Source organism: Rhodothermales bacterium, assembly GCA_013002345.1.
Taxonomy (GTDB): domain Bacteria; phylum Bacteroidota; class Rhodothermia; order Rhodothermales; family JABDKH01; genus JABDKH01.
Genome location: JABDKH010000257.1, coordinates 1 through 21,460, shown reverse-complemented (window position 1 = coordinate 21,460; position 21,460 = coordinate 1). Strand labels below are relative to the sequence as shown.

General features: G+C 58.6%; 12 protein-coding genes. 6 read left to right on the top strand and 6 right to left on the bottom strand.

The genetic code is table 11. The annotated features are described in order from the left end of the window. Positions 1-18 precede the first annotated feature (18 nt). From HKN37_12595 to HKN37_12580, 4 genes are all read left to right on the top strand, one after another. Positions 19-1,014 carry an AAA family ATPase gene (locus tag HKN37_12595; protein ID NNE47485.1) on the top strand — a complete coding sequence of 332 codons (996 nt, stop codon included), beginning with the start codon at positions 19-21 and terminating at the stop codon, positions 1,012-1,014. Between the two features lie 67 nt (positions 1,015-1,081). Then, a complete protein-coding gene (locus HKN37_12590) occupies positions 1,082-2,098 on the top strand; it encodes an HPr kinase/phosphorylase (GenBank protein NNE47484.1) in 1,017 nt (338 codons plus the stop codon). 62 nt (positions 2,099-2,160) lie between these two features. Next, positions 2,161-5,277, top strand: a complete 3,117-nt coding sequence (locus HKN37_12585; GenBank protein ID NNE47483.1) for a protein kinase — start codon at positions 2,161-2,163, stop codon at positions 5,275-5,277. A gap of 4 nt (positions 5,278-5,281) precedes the next feature. Next, entirely contained in the window at positions 5,282-5,707 is a 426-nt protein-coding gene (locus HKN37_12580) for a hypothetical protein (GenBank protein ID NNE47482.1), read from the top strand. Positions 5,708-6,051: 344 nt separating this feature from the next. Here HKN37_12580 and smc read toward each other — a convergent pair whose 3' ends face one another. The 3 genes from smc to clpB form a co-directional block, all read right to left on the bottom strand. Then, entirely contained in the window at positions 6,052-9,609 is a 3,558-nt protein-coding gene (gene smc / locus HKN37_12575; GenBank protein NNE47481.1) for a chromosome segregation protein SMC, read from the bottom strand. Between the two features lie 437 nt (positions 9,610-10,046). After that, the gene (locus HKN37_12570) at positions 10,047-11,054 is read right to left on the bottom strand and encodes a hypothetical protein (protein NNE47480.1); all 1,008 of its coding nucleotides are present in this window, start codon (positions 11,052-11,054) and stop codon (positions 10,047-10,049) included. Between the two features lie 150 nt (positions 11,055-11,204). Next, positions 11,205-13,838, bottom strand: coding sequence for an ATP-dependent chaperone ClpB (gene clpB / locus HKN37_12565; GenBank protein NNE47479.1), 2,634 nt, complete (start codon positions 13,836-13,838; stop codon positions 11,205-11,207). A 209-nt stretch (positions 13,839-14,047) separates the two neighbouring features. Between clpB and HKN37_12560 the strand changes: the two genes are divergently transcribed. Beyond that, positions 14,048-16,105: a glycoside hydrolase family 97 protein gene (locus HKN37_12560; protein NNE47478.1), complete on the top strand. Its 2,058-nt coding sequence runs from the start codon at positions 14,048-14,050 to the stop codon at positions 16,103-16,105. A 79-nt stretch (positions 16,106-16,184) separates the two neighbouring features. After that, the gene (locus HKN37_12555) at positions 16,185-17,699 is read left to right on the top strand and encodes a glycoside hydrolase family 30 protein (protein NNE47477.1); all 1,515 of its coding nucleotides are present in this window, start codon (positions 16,185-16,187) and stop codon (positions 17,697-17,699) included. Positions 17,700-17,714: 15 nt separating this feature from the next. Here the strand turns inward: HKN37_12555 and HKN37_12550 are convergent, their stop codons facing one another. The 3 genes from HKN37_12550 to HKN37_12540 form a co-directional block, all read right to left on the bottom strand. Then, positions 17,715-18,569, bottom strand: coding sequence for a methyltransferase domain-containing protein (locus HKN37_12550; protein ID NNE47476.1), 855 nt, complete (start codon positions 18,567-18,569; stop codon positions 17,715-17,717). Positions 18,570-18,585: 16 nt separating this feature from the next. Then, positions 18,586-18,975 (bottom strand): DUF302 domain-containing protein, encoded by a 390-nt coding sequence (locus HKN37_12545; protein ID NNE47475.1) that lies wholly within the window; start codon positions 18,973-18,975, stop codon positions 18,586-18,588. A gap of 202 nt (positions 18,976-19,177) precedes the next feature. Then, positions 19,178-21,460: efflux RND transporter permease subunit (locus tag HKN37_12540; GenBank protein ID NNE47474.1), on the bottom strand; the 2,283-nt coding region annotated here is incomplete at its 5' end.

Below are 21,460 nucleotides of genomic sequence, written 5' to 3'. Positions count from 1 at the left end.
CGCCAGAAGAGCGAGTGTATGAGTGATTTCGACATTGCGGCAGTAAACGAACGAATTGCCAGTGAGAGCAGGTTTGTGGATGACCTGGTATCCGAGATCGGCAAAGTTGTTGTCGGACAACGATATATGATCGAGCGGCTGCTGATCGGGTTGCTGGGAGAGGGCCACGTGCTGCTGGAAGGCGTGCCGGGGCTTGCCAAGACGCTGACCGTCAGTTCCCTCGCACGGTCGATTGGCACCGGATTCCAGCGAATACAGTTCACGCCTGACCTGCTGCCGGCGGACCTCCTCGGAACGCTCGTGTACAACCAGAAGGATGGTGACTTCTTTATTAAGAAGGGACCGATCTTTTCGAATATCATTCTGGCGGACGAGATCAACCGTTCGCCGGCGAAAGTGCAGAGCGCCCTCCTGGAGAGCATGCAGGAGCGGCAGGTGACGATCGGAGAAACCACGTTTCCACTGGAGGAACCCTTTCTGGTACTCGCTACACAGAACCCGATCGAGCAGGAGGGCACCTACCCGTTACCGGAAGCGCAGGTCGACCGCTTCATGATGAAGATCAAAGTCTCGTATCCCACCCGGAAGGAAGAACTGGAGATCATGCGGCGCAATGCCCGGACCGGAGACAAAGCGGTTGTCAGGGAAGTCGTAACGCCAGCGCAGATTCTGAAAGCGAGGACCGTCATCAACGATCTCTACGCAGACGATCGAGTCGAGCAATACATGGTGGACCTGGTCGTCGCTTCGAGAGAGCCGGCCGCTTACAAACTGGCCGATCTTGCTCCCCTCATTCAGTACGGTGCCTCGCCACGTGCATCGATTAATCTCAATCTGGCCGCGCGCGCTCATGCGTTTCTGCGCCATAGGGCGTACGTGACACCGGAAGATGTTCGTTCTATAGCGATGGACGTCCTTCGCCACCGCGTCGCGATTACGTACGAGGCTGAAGCTGAGGAGATCAACAGCGAAGATATTGTCCAGAAGATTCTCGACACCGTAGAGGTACCGTAGCAGGATGGTTCCACCGCGAATCCCCATCACGTTTTAACCGCAGATCATGCCATCTTCTCTGACGGGAATGCTGCATCAACCGATCGCGTACAAGAAGGACTCGATCACGGTACCATTTCTGATTGAAAATCTGCGGACCGTCGTCGGCGTGGAGATCGAATCCGTGAACGGACTCACCGGTGAAGGGCGCAATGTCACCGAGAGCAATCTTCATCGACCGGGGCTCGCGCTCGCCGGTTACATTGATCTGTTTACCCACCAGAGAGTGCAGGTCCTGGGGAATACGGAGAACCAGTTTCTGATGTATCTCGAAGCCAGGGATCGTTCAAAAGCGTTCCGCAACCTGGTCAAATTCCCAGTGCCGTGCATCTTCCTGACGGAAGGAAATAAGCTGCTCAAGTCGCTCGTCAACATAGCGACGCGGGCGGACATACCGATCTTCAGGACGCCGCTGCCGTCGACGGAGTTCATGTCCGTACTCCGCGACTTCCTGATCGATCAGTTTGCACTCCAGCAGTCAATCCACGCCTCGCTCGTTGATGTATACGGCATCGGAATGCTATTGATGGGGAAAGCCGGAATCGGGAAAAGCGAGGTTGCGCTCGACCTGGTCGAGAGGGGCCACCGCCTAGTTGCGGACGATGTTGTGATCGCGACCCAAAAAGAAGAGAACCTGTTGATGGGTTCGGGCACGGATCTCGTTCAGCACTTCATGGAGATTCGTGGTCTCGGCCTGGTGGACGTTCGCGCCATGTTTGGCATTCGCGCAATCCGGTTTCAGAAGAGAGTCGAAGTCGTCGTAAACATGCACGTCTGGGATCCGGACGAAGAGTATACGCGGCTTGGAATGGTCGAGGACGAGTACGAGATTCTCGGCGTGAAGCTTCCACTCGTGAAGCTTCCGATCACGCCTGGAAAGAATGTGACCGTGTTGTGTGAGGTGATCGCCATGAACCATCTTCTTGCACACTATGGATACAATGCAGCGGAAGTGTTCGCGCAGCGGCTGTCAGAGCGAATCGAGGACAACTCGAAGGGTGTGCCGAAGCGTGGCATTGAGTACTTCGAGCACGATTACGAGTAGCAGAGTGCGGTGTGAAGTGCTCACCGGCCCGATTCGCACATACTGAATAAACCCTACCAATTATGATCGGCAAGACAGTAGCTCAATACGAGATCATCGAGCAACTCGGAGCAGGCGGCATGGGCGTCGTCTACAAGGCTCGCGACACCAAACTCGATCGAATTGTTGCGCTGAAATTTTTGCCGGTCGCGGTGAGTACGGATGCCGCCGTAAAGGAGCGGTTCATCCAGGAGGCGAAGGCGGCGTCTTCGCTCGACGATCCGTACATCTGCACGATCCACGATGTGGCGGAGGCGGAAGACGGACAGTTGTTCATCGTGATGGCCTTCTACGACGGAAATACGCTCAAGTACACGATCGACGACATGACGATGAGCGCTGCGGAGGCCTGCAGCATCGCCCGGCAAATGGCACTTGGGCTGGGTGCGGCGCATGACGCGGGTATCGTTCATCGCGACGTCAAGCCGGCCAACGTGATGGTGACGTCAAAGGGCCGGGTGAAGCTTCTGGACTTCGGTGTTGCCAAGCTTGGCGAATCGTCGATGTTGACGCGCGAAGGCTCTACAATCGGAACGGCAGCGTACATGTCGCCAGAGCAGGCTCGTGGCGAGAGCGTGGATTCGCGTTCGGACATCTGGTCGATCGGCGTCGTTCTCTACGAGATGCTATCGGGTGGTCGCCCGTTTGGAGGTCCGTATGAGGCGGCCATAGCGTATTCGATTCTCAACGAGGAGCCCGCGCCGCTCACGGATGTGCCGGAGGAGATCGTTAACATCGTCAGCAAGGCATTGTCGAAAGATGTCGATACCCGGTACCAGTCGGCCGTCGAGATGGCGAATGATCTGGCGGAATTTTCAGGAGACGCCGTGCTTCAGACGGCGATCAGGCCGTCCGTCGGCCGGTCCAACGCGGCTGTCCCTGGCTTGCAGGGCATTGTTCTTAGGTTTTGCATCGGAGCAGCGGTGGTTCTAGGAGTTCTGTACGCTACGATGATCGCGTTTGGTCTCCCGGGCTGGGTATTCCCGGCAGGCGTGCTTCTGGCTCTGGTGGGGCTTCCAATCGTTCTCTACGGCGCTTCACTCGACCGAAAGCGCGCCTCACTCAACACGGGAGAGCGCCAGAAACTGACCGGTTTGAGGGCGTGGCTTACGACGAAGCGCGCCTATCAGGGCGGCATACTCGCAGGCGCTGGACTCATCGCCGTGGTACTCGGATTTGTAGGACTCAGGACGGCCGGCGTCGGCCCCTTCGCCACGCTCATCAGTGGCGGAACGCTATCGGAGCAGGATCTGCTCATTGTAGCAGATTTCCACAACCAGACCACCGACCCGACCCTCGGCCTCACGGTGACGGAAGCGTTCCGTATCGACCTCTCGCAGTCCACTGCAATACGTTTGATGGACCGGTCGGCTGTCCAGTCGGCGCTTCAGCGAATGGAGATCAACCCGGACACGACGCTCACATCGAGCCTGGCGCTGCAACTCGCCGAGCGGGAGGGCGCAAAGGGGATCATCGAAGGGGACATCAACGCTGCCGGAGCAGGGTTCATTCTTAACGCCCGCATTATGTCGGGAGTTGATGGCTCTCAGCTGGCGGCGTACCGCGAGAGTGCCCGATCCGATGTCGACATTCTTGATGCCATTGACCGGCTTTCCGCCAAGCTGAGGGAAGAGATTGGCGAATCTTTGGTCAACATTCGATCGGGCGAAGCGCTAAGTCAGGTGACGACCTCGAATACCGAAGCGCTACGACTGTTTACCGAGGCTGACGAGGTCGCGAGTGCCGGTCGGTTCGAGGATGCTCTCGGATTGATCCGGCGCGTTATTGCGATGGACTCGAACTTTGCGATGGCCTATCGCAAGAAGGCCGTGCTGCACTCCAACCTCGGTGATCGTGACGACTCCTCGAAAGCTGCTATCACGAAAGCCTATGGACTCCGGGATCAGCTTCCGCTCCGCGAGCGCCTGCTCGCCGAAGCCTACTACGCATCCGAAGTGACGGAAGATCGGGACGAGGTGACGAGGTTGTACGAGGAGGTTCTTCGGCGGTACCCCTACGACCGTGTGGCGCTCAACAACGTGACGCTCGAGTATCGCCGGCAGAAGCGGCACGAGGAGTCGATTCCCCTGCTCAGGAGAGCTCTTGAGGTAGAGAACGCCTCTGTTTTTCGGCGGAACCTCGTCATCAATTATGCCGCTCTGGGCCGACTGGATGACGCTGAGCACGAACTTCAGGAGTTTGAAGCCAACATCCCGGGCCTGAGCAGCTCCGCGGATCTGTTTGGGCTGACGGCATATCTCAAAGACGATTACGAATTGGCCGAGGCGTGGACCGATTCGATGGCCGCACGGGCCGTCGGTATTCCGGAAGAGATGGGTGCGCTGGAGAGGAAGAATCATCTCCTGAGGGCTCGCGGAAGGATTGCGGATGCCAGGCCGTACCGTGATAAGCTGCGAGCGATGCGGCGGGAGCGGTTTGCATCGCCAGATCAAGACCCGCTCAAAAGGAAGGGCGACTCGCTGGGCGGGGTCATGGGCTACGAACATCAGGTAGCCCTTATGACGGGGGATACGAGAAGGTGGAAAGCCGCCTTTGATGAAGGATTGAGTTTCGCGGAGGAGAATAATCTGATCGAAGATGACGACGATCCCTACGCATGGTTCGCGATGACGCACGTGACGCTCGGCTTTCATAAAGAAGCATTGCCGTGGGTGGTGCGGCACGAAGAGCATCACGCGAAAACCGGAGAGGAGTCCGAGCCGTGGGGTCGGGCTGTGGGGGCCTATGTCAGGGCGCTAAACGATGACAAACAAGTCGAGAGTGCACTGGCTGAGATCGATGCGGCCCGCGATGAGATCGCCTGCACGCGTTGCTTTCATGACTGGCAGGGGAACCTGGAGGAGAAAAGGGGGGCACTGGACGCAGCAATCAAGCACTACGTGCAGTTTACGTCGGCGATTGACATCTTCGCTTTGCCCTGGAACAAGGACACCGAAGCGATAGCACTGTTCAAACTGGGCTCGCTCTACGAGGAACGCGGCGACACTGACGAGGCGATCGCGGCCTACACGCGAATGGCAGAGCGGTGGAAGGATGCCGATGCGGTGCTTCAGCCACAGGTAGCGGAGGCAAGACGGCGGATAGAGACGCTGCTGGATCGGAAGGCCCAGGAGGGGTAGGCGTATGCGACTCGTCAGTTTGTTGCTGCTCGGTGTGTTTCTCGTTGCGCCGGGGTCCGCTCAGGTCAACTCAGTCGTGGGGCAGGAAGAGCCGTTGCCTCTGCCCACGGAATGGGAGACCTACTTCGTCATGTTGATTCGTCCGGGCCCCGTTGTGGAATGGCAGAGGGAGGCACTTCAGGAGCTGATGAACGAACATATTCAGTACCAGCTTCGGCTGCAGGCCGATGGGCGAGCGATTGCGGCGGGAGGTGTGGCTCCGGACTCTACGGCTGCGGCATCTCTTGTTGGCTTCACGCTGCTGCGGGCGTCGTCTCTCGAAGAGGCGAAGGCATGGGCGGAGGCTGATCCGGCTGTGGCCGCAGGTCGCTTTTCCGCCGAGGTGAGGACGTGGTACGTGCCGGCAGGACGGCTGTCCCGGCCCGACTGAGCAGGTCGTTCAGCGCGGGCGTTGCTCTCGCACAACGATCAGGACCAATCGTCTCCGCGAGGAGACCCTGGTCGACGTGGCGATCCGGGCGGTGGGGTAAGATGTGAGGTCTCAGATTGCTCGCTCGCTGCCACTCGCTCGCAACGACAGTGCGGGAACCAGTCTCACGCTCGCTCGCCAGGCCAATGATCATCGTCTTCGCGAGGAGACCCCTGGTCGACGTGGCGATCCGGGCATGGGGTCAGATGCGACGGTTCAGATTACTGCACTCGCTATCAACCCCGCGCAACGACAGTGCGAGAACCAGTCTCACGCTCCCTCGCCATGGTGCTGAGCTATCGTCCTCACGCCGTCTCCAGCGTCTCCTCGAACCGAACACCCACCAGACTGGAGACGCCCTGCTCTTGCATCGTCACACCATACATACGGTCGGCCGCCTCCATCGTGCGCTTGTTGTGCGTCACAAGGATGAACTGCGTCGTCTCCGAGAACTTTCGGATCAAATGCATGAAGCGGGTAATGTTCGCGTCATCGAGCGGCGCATCCACCTCGTCGAGGATGCAGAACGGACTTGGCTTGACGAGGTAAATCGCGAACAGAAGCGCGATGGCCGTGAGGGTCTTCTCACCACCGGAGAGCTGCGCGAGCACGCTCGGACGCTTTCCGCGCGGGCGGGCGAACACCTCGATTGCTGACTCGAGCGGATCAGCCTCGTCGACCAGCACAACGTCAGCCGCTGCTTCACCACCGAACAACTCCCGAAACAAGTCGGCAAAGTTCGTACGGATTGCCTGGAAGGTCTCGTCGAATCGGGTGGCCGCAGTCGTGTTGATCTCCGCGATGGTCTCGAGGAGCGTTTCTTCGGCTTTCTCGAGGTCGATGAGCTGGGCGGAAATGAAATCGAATCGCTCCTTCTCCGTTTCGTACTCATCGAGCGCGAGCGCGTTCACGGGGCCCATGGACCGGATTCGGTCGCGTAGGTCGTGCACCTTGTCCCGGGTCTCGACCTCCGTCATGCCCTCCGGGATCTCGATTTCGGCCGTCTCCAGATTTACGTCGAAATCGATCTTGACGTGCTCGAGCAGATCTTCCAGACGTGTCTGGATTTCGGCTTTTCTGACCGCACGCGTATTTTCTTCGCGAATTCGCTCCTCGCGTGTCTGTCGCACTTTTCGCAGCTCGGCTTCGAGGCTCGAAATAGTCGACCTCGTTTCCATGACCTCATCCTTCGCCGCAGAGACCGTCGATTCGAGATCGGGTCGATCCTCCCGGACGGAGGAGAGCTTGTCGCGAAGTACGTCGCGCTTTTCCGTCTCGGAAATGGCCGTCTCCTCCAGCTGCGTCAGTTCTGTTGTGAGCCGTTCGGCGCGCTCTGAGGTTTCATCGATCTGGTTGCCGGTTCGCTCGATGTCGCGCTCCAGGTTCTCGACTTCGTTCCGCTTCTCGAGTGCAAGAAGGTTCGCTTCGCTGAACGCGGTAAGCGCCGCACGACTCAAAGCCTCGGCCGCGTTGAATCTTTCCTCAACGTCTGCGCGGAGGTCGCTCTTCTCAACAAGATCCATGCGGGTCTTGTCGACGGCCACCTTGTGATCTTCTATTTCACCTTCGGTGCGGGCTATCGTATCGCGAATCGTCTTTTGCCGATCGGCGAGCTCACGAACACGGTCGTTGAGAGAACCCAGCTGAAACTCGACTCTTGCCAGCGCCTTGTCGACCTCAACGGCCGTCTGCTCGGCCTGTGCAAGAGCCATTCGTTTGTCGGCGAGCTGGTCCTGCTCCAGACGGCGTTTCAGTTCGTCAACCTTCGACGCGCAGACAGCCAGCTCTCGATCGTACTCCTGCAATCGCTCGCGCGCGGCGTCAAGTTGTTCGCGGCGGCCAAGTCGTGCTGCCGAAGTCGACGTGCCCGGCTGATCGCTGCCTCCGAATACTATGCCGCGGACATCGACCCATTCACCTGTTCGGCTGAAGACACGATATCCGTCCTCAAGACGCCGGGCCACCTCGGCCGCCTCGTCGGTCGAGTCCGTGACGACACAATTGTGAAGCAGCACCCTGATCAGGGGTCGGTATTCGTCCGCGATTCGTGTTAGGTTCTCCAGTAGCTCACCGTGGGAAGTGGTAGCAAGCTCGAGTCGCCCGGCGGCCTTTTCCAGCCGTGACAGGATGAGGAATGTCGCACGGCCTTTACCCTGGCGGCGAAGGCTGACCATGGCTTCACCGGCTTCGGTCTCCGTACCTACCACGATGCAGGACGCCATGTCGCCCAGCGCAGCATCAAGTGCAAGGCGGTCGCGCTCATGGCACGAGACGAGGTCGGCCACCGTCTTCAACTCTGCTCCCGACTGACTCGACTGCTCTGCCAGGAATTGCACCGCCTCCGAGAAGTCCTCGTACGAGGTCACGAGACTTCCGAGAAGCTGCTCTTCAGTTGCTGCGGCCTCTCGCTGTTTCTCGATGCGGCGTAATACGTTAGTGGCTTCTTCGACTTCCTGTTCCAGGGCGCGGCGCTCCGTCTCAGCCTGGCTGACGGCTTCCCTTCCCTCAGCAAGCGCACGATGCTTCTCATCGGCCACGTCCGACGCGGTCGCTACTTCACCTGCAAGTGTCTCTGCCGCGGTAGAGAGTTCGGTTGACTGTACGAGACATGATTCACCGTCTTGCTCGAGCAGCTCTTTTCGGCTGACGAGACGGTCGAGATTTCGCTGGGTGGCCGCCATGGTCTCGGCGGTGGAGCGCTCAAGGTCTCTTGCTTCCTGAAGGCGTGTTCGAAGGGTCTCCGCCTCTGCGCTCGTGAGGTCGCGGGTCTCTCTCGCGCGTTCCAGTTCGTGAAGGAGGCGTTCGAGTTCCGGCCGGGTGGCGGTCAGCAACTGATCGAGCCGGATGACCGACGATTTCAGTGTTCCGATCCTGTCGAGGGCCTCGGCCCGTTCGCGCTCGCTCCGAACCCTGTCCCGTGCGACCGTCTCAAGACGCTGGCCGATGAGCCGGAGGTCCGCTTCGATCCGCCGAACTTCCTCGAGATGACTTTGCAGGCCTGCCTCGCGCGTGACGAGAATTTCCTCTTTCTTGATCTGGTCGATACGGAGTGACTCGAGATCTGCCTCGAACTGAGACTGCCGGGCATTCTGACCTTCGAGGTCATCGTGCAGGTCTCGCATCTCGCCGTCAATGGTCAGTCCTTGTTGGTTCAGGCGGGTGAACTCGAGAAAGGAGAAAGCGAGTTCCAGCGTTCGCAGTTCGTCTTCAAACTCCTTGTACCGAGCCGCCTTGTTCGCCTGACGCTTGAGGCTGCGGACGCGCTTGTCGATTTCGTCGACCAGGTCGCGCAGACGCGTGAGGTCGGCCTGAGTCGAGTCGAGCTTGCGCATCGTCTGCGTCCGGCGAAGCTTGTACTTGGTGATGCCTGCCGCTTCTTCGAATAGTCGCCGGCGGTCCTGTGCATTGTCGGACAGGATCTCCTCGATCATCTTGAGTTCGATCACGGAGTAGGCCCCGGCACCCATGCCCGTGTCCATGAAGAGGTCGGTGATGTCCTTGAGTCTGCACTGGACGCCGTTGAGCAGATACTCGGATTCGCCGGAGCGAAAAAGGCGCCGCCCGATCGTGACTTCCGCATATTCTACGGGCAGGATACCGCGCGTATTCTCGATCGTGAGTTTGACCTCGGCCATGCCGAGGGGTCGTCGTTTGGATGTCCCGTTGAAAATGATGTTTTCCATTTTCTCGGAACGGAGCACGCGTGCGCGTTGCTCACCTACGACCCAGCGGACGGCGTCAACGATATTGGATTTGCCGCATCCGTTCGGCCCAACTACGGCTGTGACGCCTGGATCGAATTGCAGATCGGTTCGACCCGCGAAGCTCTTGAAGCCATGCAGGTCCAACTTGCTTAGGTACATATTGGCGGAACTGTGAGAGCGTTGATTTACTCTGCCGGTGGGGGGATCTGGCAGACGGCACCGTGGTGCCTGGTTTGGACGACGACCTCCAAAGAAACGGAGTTTATAGCCGTTTTGCAAGCAATATGGCGTTGCCGATGGGTCGTGCCATCGATTGACGCAGCCTGTTGTAAATGCTGCGCTTGCAGACTCGACTCGCTAAACGTCTTTACTCCGATAGCCGTTATTGCTCGGATACATGGCAAGATTGAGGGCTCGGACAGAAAGAGGGAGGCCCGTCGCGCCCGCCATCGGCGCCTGATCATCCGGGTTCTCGTTGCCGACGCCGGGATACCCTCCGCGGTTAACAAGGAATTCGTCTGGCAGGCGGCCAGCGATACAAAAAAGTCCCCCCGCAGCCACCTGCGGAGGGACTCTCAATGACCAACTCCGAGATCCTATGCTCCAGCCATCTCGCACTTGTTCTCCAGCTCCCCTGCAATGGACCCTGGCATCGTCATGTTCTTCATGAAAGCGATCTTGCCGGCATCCTCGAAATACATCTTCATGCGGTACATCGCGTCCACCATCCGGATCGCGACGCCGTCATCGGTGGCTGTCACAACCAGCTCGATGGGATATGCTCCGGCGTGCGCCAGTCCCGGACACGCAAAGCCGTCCCGCTCGGAATCTTCACCCGCTCCGACGATCTCAAACGACTTCGAATCCAGCGGCGTGCCGGTCGTCCCGAACAGGACCGTCTGGTACTGGGCCAGATCCACTCTGAATGAGAGCCCCGTACCCCACTTCTCGCCGGGACGACGAAGTCCTTGCTCTACCAGGTTCGCAACTTCGTTGAGTGATCGGCCCGGTATCAGAGCAACATCCTTGACCTTGCCGTCGAACCTTCCGCCTGCCATCACGCCCATTGTTCGCCCGATGTATCCCTTGCTCCTGACCTGGCCATACTGCCTGACGCTTTCTGAGCCCGTGACCGCATCAAGAATGGCTGTGCGCAGGCCGGTCACGTGCTGCTCTACGAAATCTGCATAGCCCGTGTCGTTCATTAATACAGTGCGGATGATATTCCGCTGGTTCACGATCGACACATGTACTCCGTCTTCATCCTCAAAGATGTTGATGCGGTCGAGGACGCCGAACGGTCCTGTGGCGTTGTTCGCCCTCATCACAACGTTTCCATAGGCGGGGCGGTGGGCGATAACCACGCTCGCGGCGTAGCTGCAGGAGGCTGGAGCACCCGGAGCGACGTTGGCGACGATTTCCCAGCCGGCACCCAGCAGTGCATCCTGAACCGCGTTTGTGATGGAATCTATCGAGCCGTCCGCCGCCCGGACGACGTATTCGTACACTCCCTGGTCCTGCGCGGACTGAGCACTCGCGGACGAGACGTTCCATCCCGTCAGGAGGAATAGGCAGAGGGATAGTGTTATCTGAAGGTATTTCATGAATGTCTGCTGCTGGTTTTTTATTCCGCAGCGAAGATAGCAGGTGCGTACGGAGCAACGTGGAAGCGCTATCCCGATACGGTAGACCGGAAATCCCCTACGCGATCGTAGGGGATTCATCAGCATCGGACACCGTCGGTCAGTTTGGGATCAGGCGTCAGCCAGTTCTTCCTCGCGAAGGATCTCGAAGACCAGTCCACTCTCGTCGGGTGCACGATCGGCCCGGACCTCGGACCCATCCTGTAGCCATCCGCCAAGAATCTCCTCAGCGAGCTTATTGGTCAGTTGACGCTGAAGCACACGCTTCAGTGGTCGAGCGCCGAACACCGGGTCAAATCCCTGACTCGCGAGCCAGTCTTTCGCGTCGTCCGTCATCTGCAGATTGATTCCGTGACTGCGCATCACGAGCGACTGGATCCGGGCAAACTGGATCTCCACGATCTCCCGAATCTGATCGCGGCCCAGTGCTCTGAACATCACGATCTCATCGATCCGATTCAGAAACTCCGGCCGAAGTTGCTTCTTCAGAAGTTCCAGTATTTCGTTCTTTATCGACTCTTGCTCAGCGGAGCCCAGCCCATCTTCGAACGCCTCCATGCGGTCGCGGATTACCTCAGAGCCGAGGTTGCTTGTCATGATGACTATGGCATTCTTGAAATCCGTCGTCCGGCCCTGGTTATCTGTGAGGCGTCCGTCGTCGAGCATCTGAAGAAGGATATTGAACACCTCAGGGTGCGCCTTCTCGATTTCGTCGAGCAACACCACTGCGTACGGCCGTCTTCGCACCGCTTCCGTGAGCTGGCCGCCTTCTTCGTAGCCGACGTATCCGGGAGGTGCACCGACAAGCCGGCTCACCGTGTGCCTCTCCTGGTATTCGCTCATGTCGATTCTGACCATGGCCTGCTCGTCGTTGAACAGGAATTCAGCGAGCGCTTTCGCGAGTTCGGTCTTTCCGACGCCCGTGGTACCCAGGAAGATGAAGGATCCGATCGGTCTCGACTCTTCCTGAAGACCTGCGCGGCCCCGGCGGACCGCGTTAGCCACGGCTTCGACGGCCTCGGGCTGACCCACGACGCGCCTCGTCAGTTCTTCTTCCATTCGGAGAAGCTTGGACCTCTCGCTCTCGAGCATGCGGGAGACGGGGATTCCGGTCCACCGCGACACGATTCCAGCAATGTCTTCCTCGTCAACCTCTTCCTTGAGCAGTGCTCCGTTCGACTGGATTTCGTCGAGGCTCTGCTTGGCCTCGATGATCTGCTGTTCGAGCTGCGGAATCTTGCCGTAGCGAATCTCGGCGACGTTGCCGTAGTCGCCACTGCGCTCAAGGCCTTCGGCCTCGATCTTTAGATTATCGATCCCTTCCTTCGCGTGCCGAATATCCTGAATGAGCTCCTTCTCTCGCGTCCAACGCGCCCGCAGTTCTGTGCGAGTCTCCTGCAGGTCGGCGAGCTGTCTCGCGATGTTCTCGAGCTTCTCCGCATCCTTGTCGCGCTTGACGGCCGCACGCTCGATCTCAAGCTGGCGAATACTGCGTTCGAGTTGATCGAGCTCCTCGGGCATCGAATCGATCTCGATGCGCATCCGGGCCGCCGCTTCGTCGATAAGATCGATGGCCTTGTCGGGCAGGAAGCGATCGGATATGTACCGGTGACTCAGTTCTGACGCCGCTACAATCGCCGCATCGGTGATACGAACGCCGTGGTGAACTTCGTACTTCTCGCGGATACCTCGCAGGATAGAGATCGTATCCTCCACAGACGGTTCCGGGATGACGACCTTCTGGAATCGACGCGCGAGTGCCTTGTCCTTTTCAAAGTGTTTTCGGTACTCGTCGAGGGTCGTCGCGCCGATTGCTCTCAACTCACCCCGCGCAAGGGCGGGCTTGAGGATGTTCGCGGCGTCCATCGCGCCCTCGGCTGCGCCCGCTCCAACGATCGTGTGGAGCTCGTCAATAAAGACGACGATCTCTCCTTCCGCCTCAGTGATCTCTTTGACGACGGCCTTCAGTCGATCCTCGAACTCGCCGCGGTACTTCGCGCCGGCAATGAGCGCACCCATGTCGAGTGCCACGATGCGCTTGTCTTTCAGACCATCGGGCACGTCGCCCTGCACGATGCGGATCGCGATGCCTTCTGCAATCGCGGTCTTCCCTACGCCCGGCTCACCAACCAGAACGGGGTTGTTCTTGGTGCGGCGGGAGAGGATCTGCAGCACACGACGGATCTCTTCGTCGCGACCGATGACCGGGTCGATCTTTCCCAGCTTCGCCAGTTCATTCAGATTGCGCGTGAAGCGATCCAGCGCATTGTACCGGCTCTCCGCATGCTGATCGGTAACGCGCTGGCTACCGCGCACTTCCTGCAGCACGTTGACAATGGAGTCCTTTGTCACGCCCTGCGACGAAAGGGTTTCACCAATAGTATCTTTTGCCTCCGCGATAGCGATGAGCAGGTGCTCGACGGCCACATACTCGTCCTTGAGCACCTTCGCCTCAGCCAGCGCCCGGTCGAAGATCTTCTTCATCTCCTGACCGAGGTATTGTCCCGATACGCTCGACCCGCTCACTACCGGCAGCTTGTCGAGTGCCTGATCCGTTCTTGCAGAAATGAGGTCCGTGCTTGCTCCCAGATGTTGGAAGAGCGATAGAACCACGCTGTCCTCATTGTCGAGGAATGCCCGCATCAGGTGAGGGGACTCGAGGCCCTGATGACTGCGAGATGAGGCAATTTCCAGCGCACGCTGGACGGCTTCCTGCGCCTTTATCGTAAACTTCTGAAGATTCATATTCATGCAGGTTGAATCGCGGGCGCGTCCCGACGTATTGGCAGAACGCTTGTCTTGCTCGTGGATTTACATTGGCATCGAAAAGCGTACCAAGAGTAGCGGCGTGACAGGATGGCAGGATACGGTCTGGGCGCGGTTCGGGCGTGCTCACTAGATTAGAGAGCGTGGATTGATTCAGGCGTCGCCATCATCACGTTATGGTATTCAGGATGAGAGTTTCGATGATTCCGATCCTTGCTGCCGCCCTTTGCGTTTTCGCGCACGTCGGCGCGGCCAAAGGTACTCCGTCAGCCCACGGCGATCCGCCGGCCGACCACCTCATCGTCACGTCACCCAACGAGGAGGTCATGGTCGTCTTCCTGCTGGTTGACGGCCGTGCGTTCTACAACGTGGTGTACGGTGAGATGGAGGTGATCGAGCCGTCGCGTCTGGGTGTGCGGCTGCGCGGTGCCAATGGCTTTCACGATGGCCTGGTGATGACAGGCATCAGCCGACGATCGGTCGACGAGACATGGCGTCAGCCGTGGGGGGAGGCGAAGGACATCAGGAGTCACTTCAACGAACTCAGCGTAGAGCTCGCGACGTCCGCAACGCCGGCGCGCACCATGAACATAGTTTTTCGAGTGTTCGATGACGGCATAGGTTTCCGCTACGAGTGGCCAGAGCAACCGGCCCTTACGGATTTTGTGATTACCGACGAGGTGACCGAGTTCGCGTTCACCCGAGACCATGACGCGTGGTGGATTCCCGCCTACAGAGTCCATCGCTACGAGTATCTCTACCAGCGCTCACCAATTTCGGAGCTGGGCCTGGTTCACACGCCGCTTACACTCGAGACAGATAGTGGACTGTTCCTCAGCATCCACGAAGCCGCACTGACCGATTACTCATCGATGATATTGCAGTCACGAGGCTCTAGTCGTCTCGAGGCGAATCTCGTGCCGTGGTCGGATGGAACTCTGGTGAAGGCCCGGGCGCCATTCGTATCGCCCTGGCGAACCATCCAGATTGCGAAAAGTGCTGGAGCTCTGATCACTTCCTATCTGATACTGAATCTGAACGAGCCGAGTCGGATTGTAGATACGTCGTGGATTCAGCCCGGCAAGTACGTCGGGATCTGGTGGGGGATGCATCTGGACAACTGGACATGGGGATCCGGTCCGCGGCACGGGGCAACGACGGAGAACACGCGTCGCTACATAGACTTCGCATCCAGGCATGGTCTCGATGGTGTACTGGTCGAGGGGTGGAATGTCGGATGGGATGGCAACTGGGGTGAAAACGGCGACAAGTTCAGTTTCACACGACCTTACCCGGACTTCGACCTGGAGAAGATGGCGAGGTATGCGGCGGCCAGTAACGTTACGCTGGTCGGGCACCACGAAACGTCGTTCGGGATCGACAACTACGAGCAGCAGATGGACGCAGCATTTGCGCTGTACCGGCGACTCGGGGTGAAGGCGGTCAAGACCGGCTATGTGGACAACAGCGCCGAGCGCCACGAACTCCACCACGGGCAGTACATGGTGCGACATTTTCGCAAGGTGGTTGAGACGGCTGCCCGCTATCAGATTGTGCTGGACGTTCACGAGCCCATCAAGGAGACGGGAATTCGGCGCACCTGGCCAAACATGATGACGCGCGAAGGTGCACGTGGGATGGAATACAACGCGTGGGCGACAGATGGCGGGAATCCGCCAGAGCACGAGACGATCATCCCGTTCACGCGTGGACTCGCAGGGCCGTTCGATTTTACTCCCGGAGTTTTTGATCTCACGCTGAGCAGTTCCAAACGGAATCCGCTCGTGGCGCGTGTCAACACAACGCTGGCCAAGGCGCTCGCGAACTACGTCATCATCTACAGTCCGCTGCACATGGCGGCCGACCTCATCGAGAATTACGAGGGGCATCCGGCGTTCAAGTTTATCGTCGATGTGCCGACGGACTGGTCGGAGACCATTGTGGTCAACGGCAAAATCGGCGACTATGTGACGATTGCTCGCAAGGATCGTCGAAGCGACGAGTGGTACGTCGGAAGCGTGACGGACGAATTCGCGCGTCAGCTCGATGTGGCGCTGACGTTTCTGGAGGATGGGCGTGAGTACGTCGCTGAAATTTACGCCGACGCTTTCAATGCCGACTGGGAGACGCGTCCATATGCCATGACGATCTCGGAACGGGCGGTAACCCGCGACACGGTGCTGGATCTACGTCTTGCGCCAGGAGGTGGCCAGGCGATTCGCATACGGCCCGCTGGATCCGAATAGTGAAACGACCTTCCGGCGGCGTTCTGTGCGGTGTTGAGGACGAAAGCGACCGGTTACACCCAATACGAAAGTGAACCAGATGCTATCTAGCCGACCGATTCTCCTGTCGTTGCTCGCGGCCGTTCTCGTGGGTTGTGTTGACAAAAACGCGCCTGAGGAAGACCGCGCCTATGCAACGGCGGCCGTATATCAGACGTCAAGAGGCGGCGACAAACTGGCCGAGAAGGGGACTCTGCGATTTGCCGCAGAGGATCGATTGGACCACCCGGTCCTGTCCCTCGATCCCGCCACGGAATATCAGCAGATTCTTGGTTTTGGCGGTTCGTTTACAGAATCGACCGCGTATGTCCTGAATCAGCTCAGTGACGAAAAACGCAGCGAGGTCATCGATGCGTACTTCGGCCCGGATGGGGCGGCATACACGTTGACGCGAACGCACATCAACAGCTCGGACTTCTCGCTCCGGAACTATGCGTACGCCGAGGTGCCGGGCGATACGTTGCTTGAGCACTTCAGCATCGAAGAGGACATGGACGATGTCATTCCTTTGATCAAGGATGCTGCTGCAGTCTCACCGTCCGGCTTTCAGATTATCGCATCGCCGTGGACTGCGCCGCCGTGGATGAAAGACAACAACGACTGGAACGACGGCGCTCTGAAGCCGGAGTACTATCCAACGTGGGCGTTGTATTTCTCGAAGTATATCGAAGCCTACAGGGATCAGGGGATCGACATCTGGGGCGTCACCATCGAGAACGAGCCGCTCGGCAATGGAGGGAACTGGGAGAGCATGATCTACACGCCGGCCTCGATGCTCGACTTTCTGAAGAACCATCTCGGCCCGCGTTTCGAGCAGGACGGTATTGAAAGTAAGATTCTGATCTATGACCAGAACCGGGATCACGTTGAAGAATGGGTCGACACGATTCTGGCCGATCCCGACGCCTCGAAATACGTATGGGGGACTGCCGTCCACTGGTACAGCAGTACGGTCGAATGGTACCCGGAGGTGCTGAACGCGCTGCACGACCGGTACCCCGACAAACAGATTCTGCACACGGAAGGAACCATTGACGCCGAGATACCGGTGTGGCAGGATGACGACTGGTACTGGCGGCCGGAAGCCACCGACTGGGGATGGGACTGGGCGCCTGAAGAGGACAAGCCGCTCCACCCGAAATACGTACCGGCGTTCCGTTACGCCCGTGATATCATCGGAGGGTTGAACAGTTGGTTCGTTGGATGGATCGACTGGAACATGGTGCTGGATACACAGGGCGGTCCTAACCATGCAAGCAACTGGTGCATCGCACCCGTGATTGCGAAGCCCGAAACGGATGAGGTGTACTACACACCGCTCTACTACGTACTCGCGCAGTTCAGCAAGTTCATCCGGCCGGGTGCAGTGCGTATCGGCGTAGGTTCGAGTCCGCCGAATCTGATGGTAACGGCCTTCCGGAATGAGGGCGGTCAGATCGTCGTCGCCGTTCTGAATCAGACAGACGACGCTGTAGAATACGGGGTCAGCATCGGAGACAGGACGGTAGGCACTACGATTGACGCGAGAGCTTTACAGACGATCGTGATCGAGTAGTTGCCGGCGGGTTCGTCAGCTCGACGCCGGGGGTTTCGCGAACGAAAACAACCCGTACTGCATCGCGCCGGTCCGGTAAGCAGCGAGAATGCGGAAGATCGTGAGCAGGAATTTCCTGTCGGAACTCGCTGCATCCAGCAGGTAGCGTTGATATCGGCGATCGGTCAGGATTCTTGCGACTAGTCGGCGTTGACAGATCCACCAGGTGCGTCGGACTCGACCTGTGACATTCTCGACGACTATTTCGTCGAATCCCGCAGTGCGAGCCATCTCGCGGGCCTCGCCCGCGTTCGCCATGGAGGGCAGCCGGCCGTCGGAGCATATGGCCTGCAGCAGATGGCGCCGCTGAAGACGGCCGACCGATGGTCCAGCGAGCCAGGCGGCGACGACCAGTGTGCCTCCCGGCCTCAGCACTCGAAAGGTCTCGGAGAAGAACCGCGACTTGTCCGGCATGTGACTGAGTGATTCGATTGCCAGGACTACGTCGAAGCTCGAATCATCCAGTTCATTTCGCATCCAGTCTCTGAGCAGAAATTCGCATTGTGGACTTCCGTACTCACGCAGGGCGTAATCATACTGGCGTTCTGACACGGTGAGTCCGGTTACGACAGCGCCGTGCTCTCCGGCAAGAAGGTTGGCGACGGCACCGTAGCCGCATCCAACATCGCAGACGGTCGTGCCCGGCGGCAGCGTTGTGTGCCGAGTCGCGTACGACACAAGATTGCGCACTGCCACATCATTTGACTCGTCACCGCTCAACCAGAGGCCATGGTGGACGTGATCTCCCCAGACTTCACGATAGAATTCGTCGAGCGCGTCGTAGTGCCGGCCGACGTCCTCCACATCCTGAGAGCGTCGCGGATAGATCAATTCGTTCCCTGGTCTTCTACAGCGCGTCGATAACGGATTTCAGCATCTCCCGAACCTGGCTCGCGACCGTACCAAGCGTCTCGTTCTCGATGGCCTGCATGGACGCCATGGGATCGACTGCCGCCACCTCCGTTCGCCCGTTGCCGGCATCCTGGAGAATCACATTGCACGGCAGCATCGTGCCGATCTTGTCTTCCGCGAGCAGTGCCTGATGTGCAAACCCGGGATTGCAGGCTCCGAGGATCACGTACGGCCTGAAATCGACGTCCAGCTTCTTCTTGAGAGTCGCGGCAACATTTATTTCGGTCAGAACACCAAAGCCCTTTTTCTGGAGAGCATCCACGACTTGCTGCCGGGCCTCGTCCATGCCCGCGTCGAGCGTTGTCGAGAAGTAATACGTTTCCATGTCTGTTCTGTCTTGTTCGATTACAGCAATGCGTGTCACATCCATCGTCCGGCGATCGTTGCGCCGGCGAGGCGCCACCGAACGGTGTCAAACCTGCCGGCCTTGTCGCGGAGAAAGCAGTCAGAGTATTGCACATGTCCGTCTGATATGCGAGCCGGACGTGTCGCTTTCGTCGAGATCTCATACCGACTTCAGGCTGTTGCTACCGGTTGGCGATCACCCCTGCCACCTCGCCCTCGTCCGCTTCGCCGCTGCCAACGGATTTACCTGATATCTCGTCTCTGTACCGGATGCCATAGACGAGCGCATATATAGCCGGAATCATAATCAATGTGTTGATGGTTGAGGTGATGAGTCCACCGATCATGGGCGCCGCAATGCGTTTCATCACCTCGGTGCCGATGGCGGTGCCAAACATGATCGGCAGGAGTCCGATAATCGTTGTGAAAACAGTCATCAGTTTGGGGCGAACCCGGTCCACCGCTCCTTCCTCGAGGGCACTGCCAAGACTCGATCGATCGACGAGGCGGCCGCCGAGCCGATACCGTTCGACCGCTTCGTGCAGATACACATGCATGACCAACGCCGTTTCGGCCGCGAGTCCGGCCACCGCGATAATTCCCACTCCGACAGCGACGCTCATATTGTAGTCGAGCAGAACGAGAAGCCAGACGGCACCCATCGCGGCGAATGGAAGCGGGATCATCAGCAGCAGGGCGTCGACTCCGCTTCGAAGGTGCACAAAGAGCAGCAGGAAGATGACAGCCAGCGTCAGCGGCACCAGCACCTGAAGCCGCCGGCTGGTTCGTTCCATGTATTCGAATTGCCCGCTCCATGCGAGCGAGTATCCGGCCGGAAGGTCGACGGCATCCGCAACGGCGCGTCGGGCCTCCTGAACGTATGACCCGATGTCGACACCATCGTTCAGGTCGACAAAAACCCATGCGTTCGGCCGCGCATTCTCACTCTTAATCATCGGCGGGCCCGTAGTGAGGCTCACGTCGGCCAGTTGACCCAGCGGTAACTGAATTCCGTTCGGAGTAGACACCAGAACGTCGCGTAGCGCCGTGATATTATCACGATAGGCTTCGGGGTATCTCACGTTGACGGGGTATCTCTCCAGGCCCTCGACCGTCCTTGTCACGTTCATACCTCCGACAGCCGATGCGACGACATCCAGGACGTCGCTCGTTGTCAGCCCGAAGCGTCCAGCCTCCGCCCGGTTCACGTCGATATCAACGAAATAGCCGCCGGCCACTCGCTCCGCAAATACAGATCGTGTACCTGACACTCCCCGGATTACACCCTCTATCCGGGACCCGATCTGCTCGAGAACCTTGAGGTCGGCGCCTGCAATCTTTATACCTACGGGAGTTCGGATACCCGTCGCCAGCATGTCCGTTCTTGCGCGAATAGGCATCGTCCACGCGTTCGTCAGTCCGGGAATCTGAATTGCGGCATCAAGTTCGTCTACGAGACGGGGGATCGTCATCCCGGGTCGCCATTCTGCCCGCGGTTTGAGGATGATTGTCGTTTCGATCATCGACAGCGGTGCTGGATCCGTGGCCGACTCGGCCCGTCCCGCCTTGCCGAAGACACTCTGCACCTCCGGAAACCCTGCGATGATCCGGTCGGTCTGCTGCAGTAGCTCCTTTGCCTTCTGAATTGAAACACCGGGAAGCGTTGTAGGCATGTACAACAAGTCCCCCTCATTAAGAGGCGGCATGAATTCAGATCCGAGTTGCGGAAACGGAACGATGGTCCGATCAAAAATCATTCGCTGCAGCGGCAGCAGCGTAACGATCGGGATGATGAGACTTGCCACGAGGATCCCGACCGGGTGCCGCAACGTGAATCGGATGACCGGTCGATAGGATGCGATGAAGAAGCGCGCGACCGGGTTGGTCTTCTCGTTGGGAATCCGTCCCCTGATAAAGGTCACCATCAGGGCGGGCACGAGAGTGATCGCGAGGAGAGCAGACGCGCTCATCGCAAACGTCTTCGTGAAGGCGAGCGGTCTGAATAGGCGCCCTTCCACCTGCTCAAGCGTAAACACGGGAAGGAAACTGACGGTTACGATCAGCAGCGAAAAGAACAGGCTGGGCCCGACTTCCTTAGCCGCGTCGACGATTGCGATGAAGCGTTCTTTTTCCCGAAGTTCTCGTCCGAGTCGATCTCTGGTACGTTCCAGGTGCTTGTGGGCGTTCTCGACCATAACGAGAGATGCGTCCACCATCACTCCAATCGCGATAGCGATGCCGCCCAGGCTCATAATATTTGCGTTGATGCCCAGCAGGTACATCACCGTGAGAGAAATCAGAATGCCCACCGGCACGGTGATCAACGCGACGAACGCGCTCCTCACATGTAACAGGAAGATGACGACGATCAGGGCCACCGCGAGCATCTCCTCCCACAGTTTGGTCTGAAGAGTCCTGACCGCCTGCTTGATCAGTCCGGAGCGGTCGTACTCTGTGACGACTTC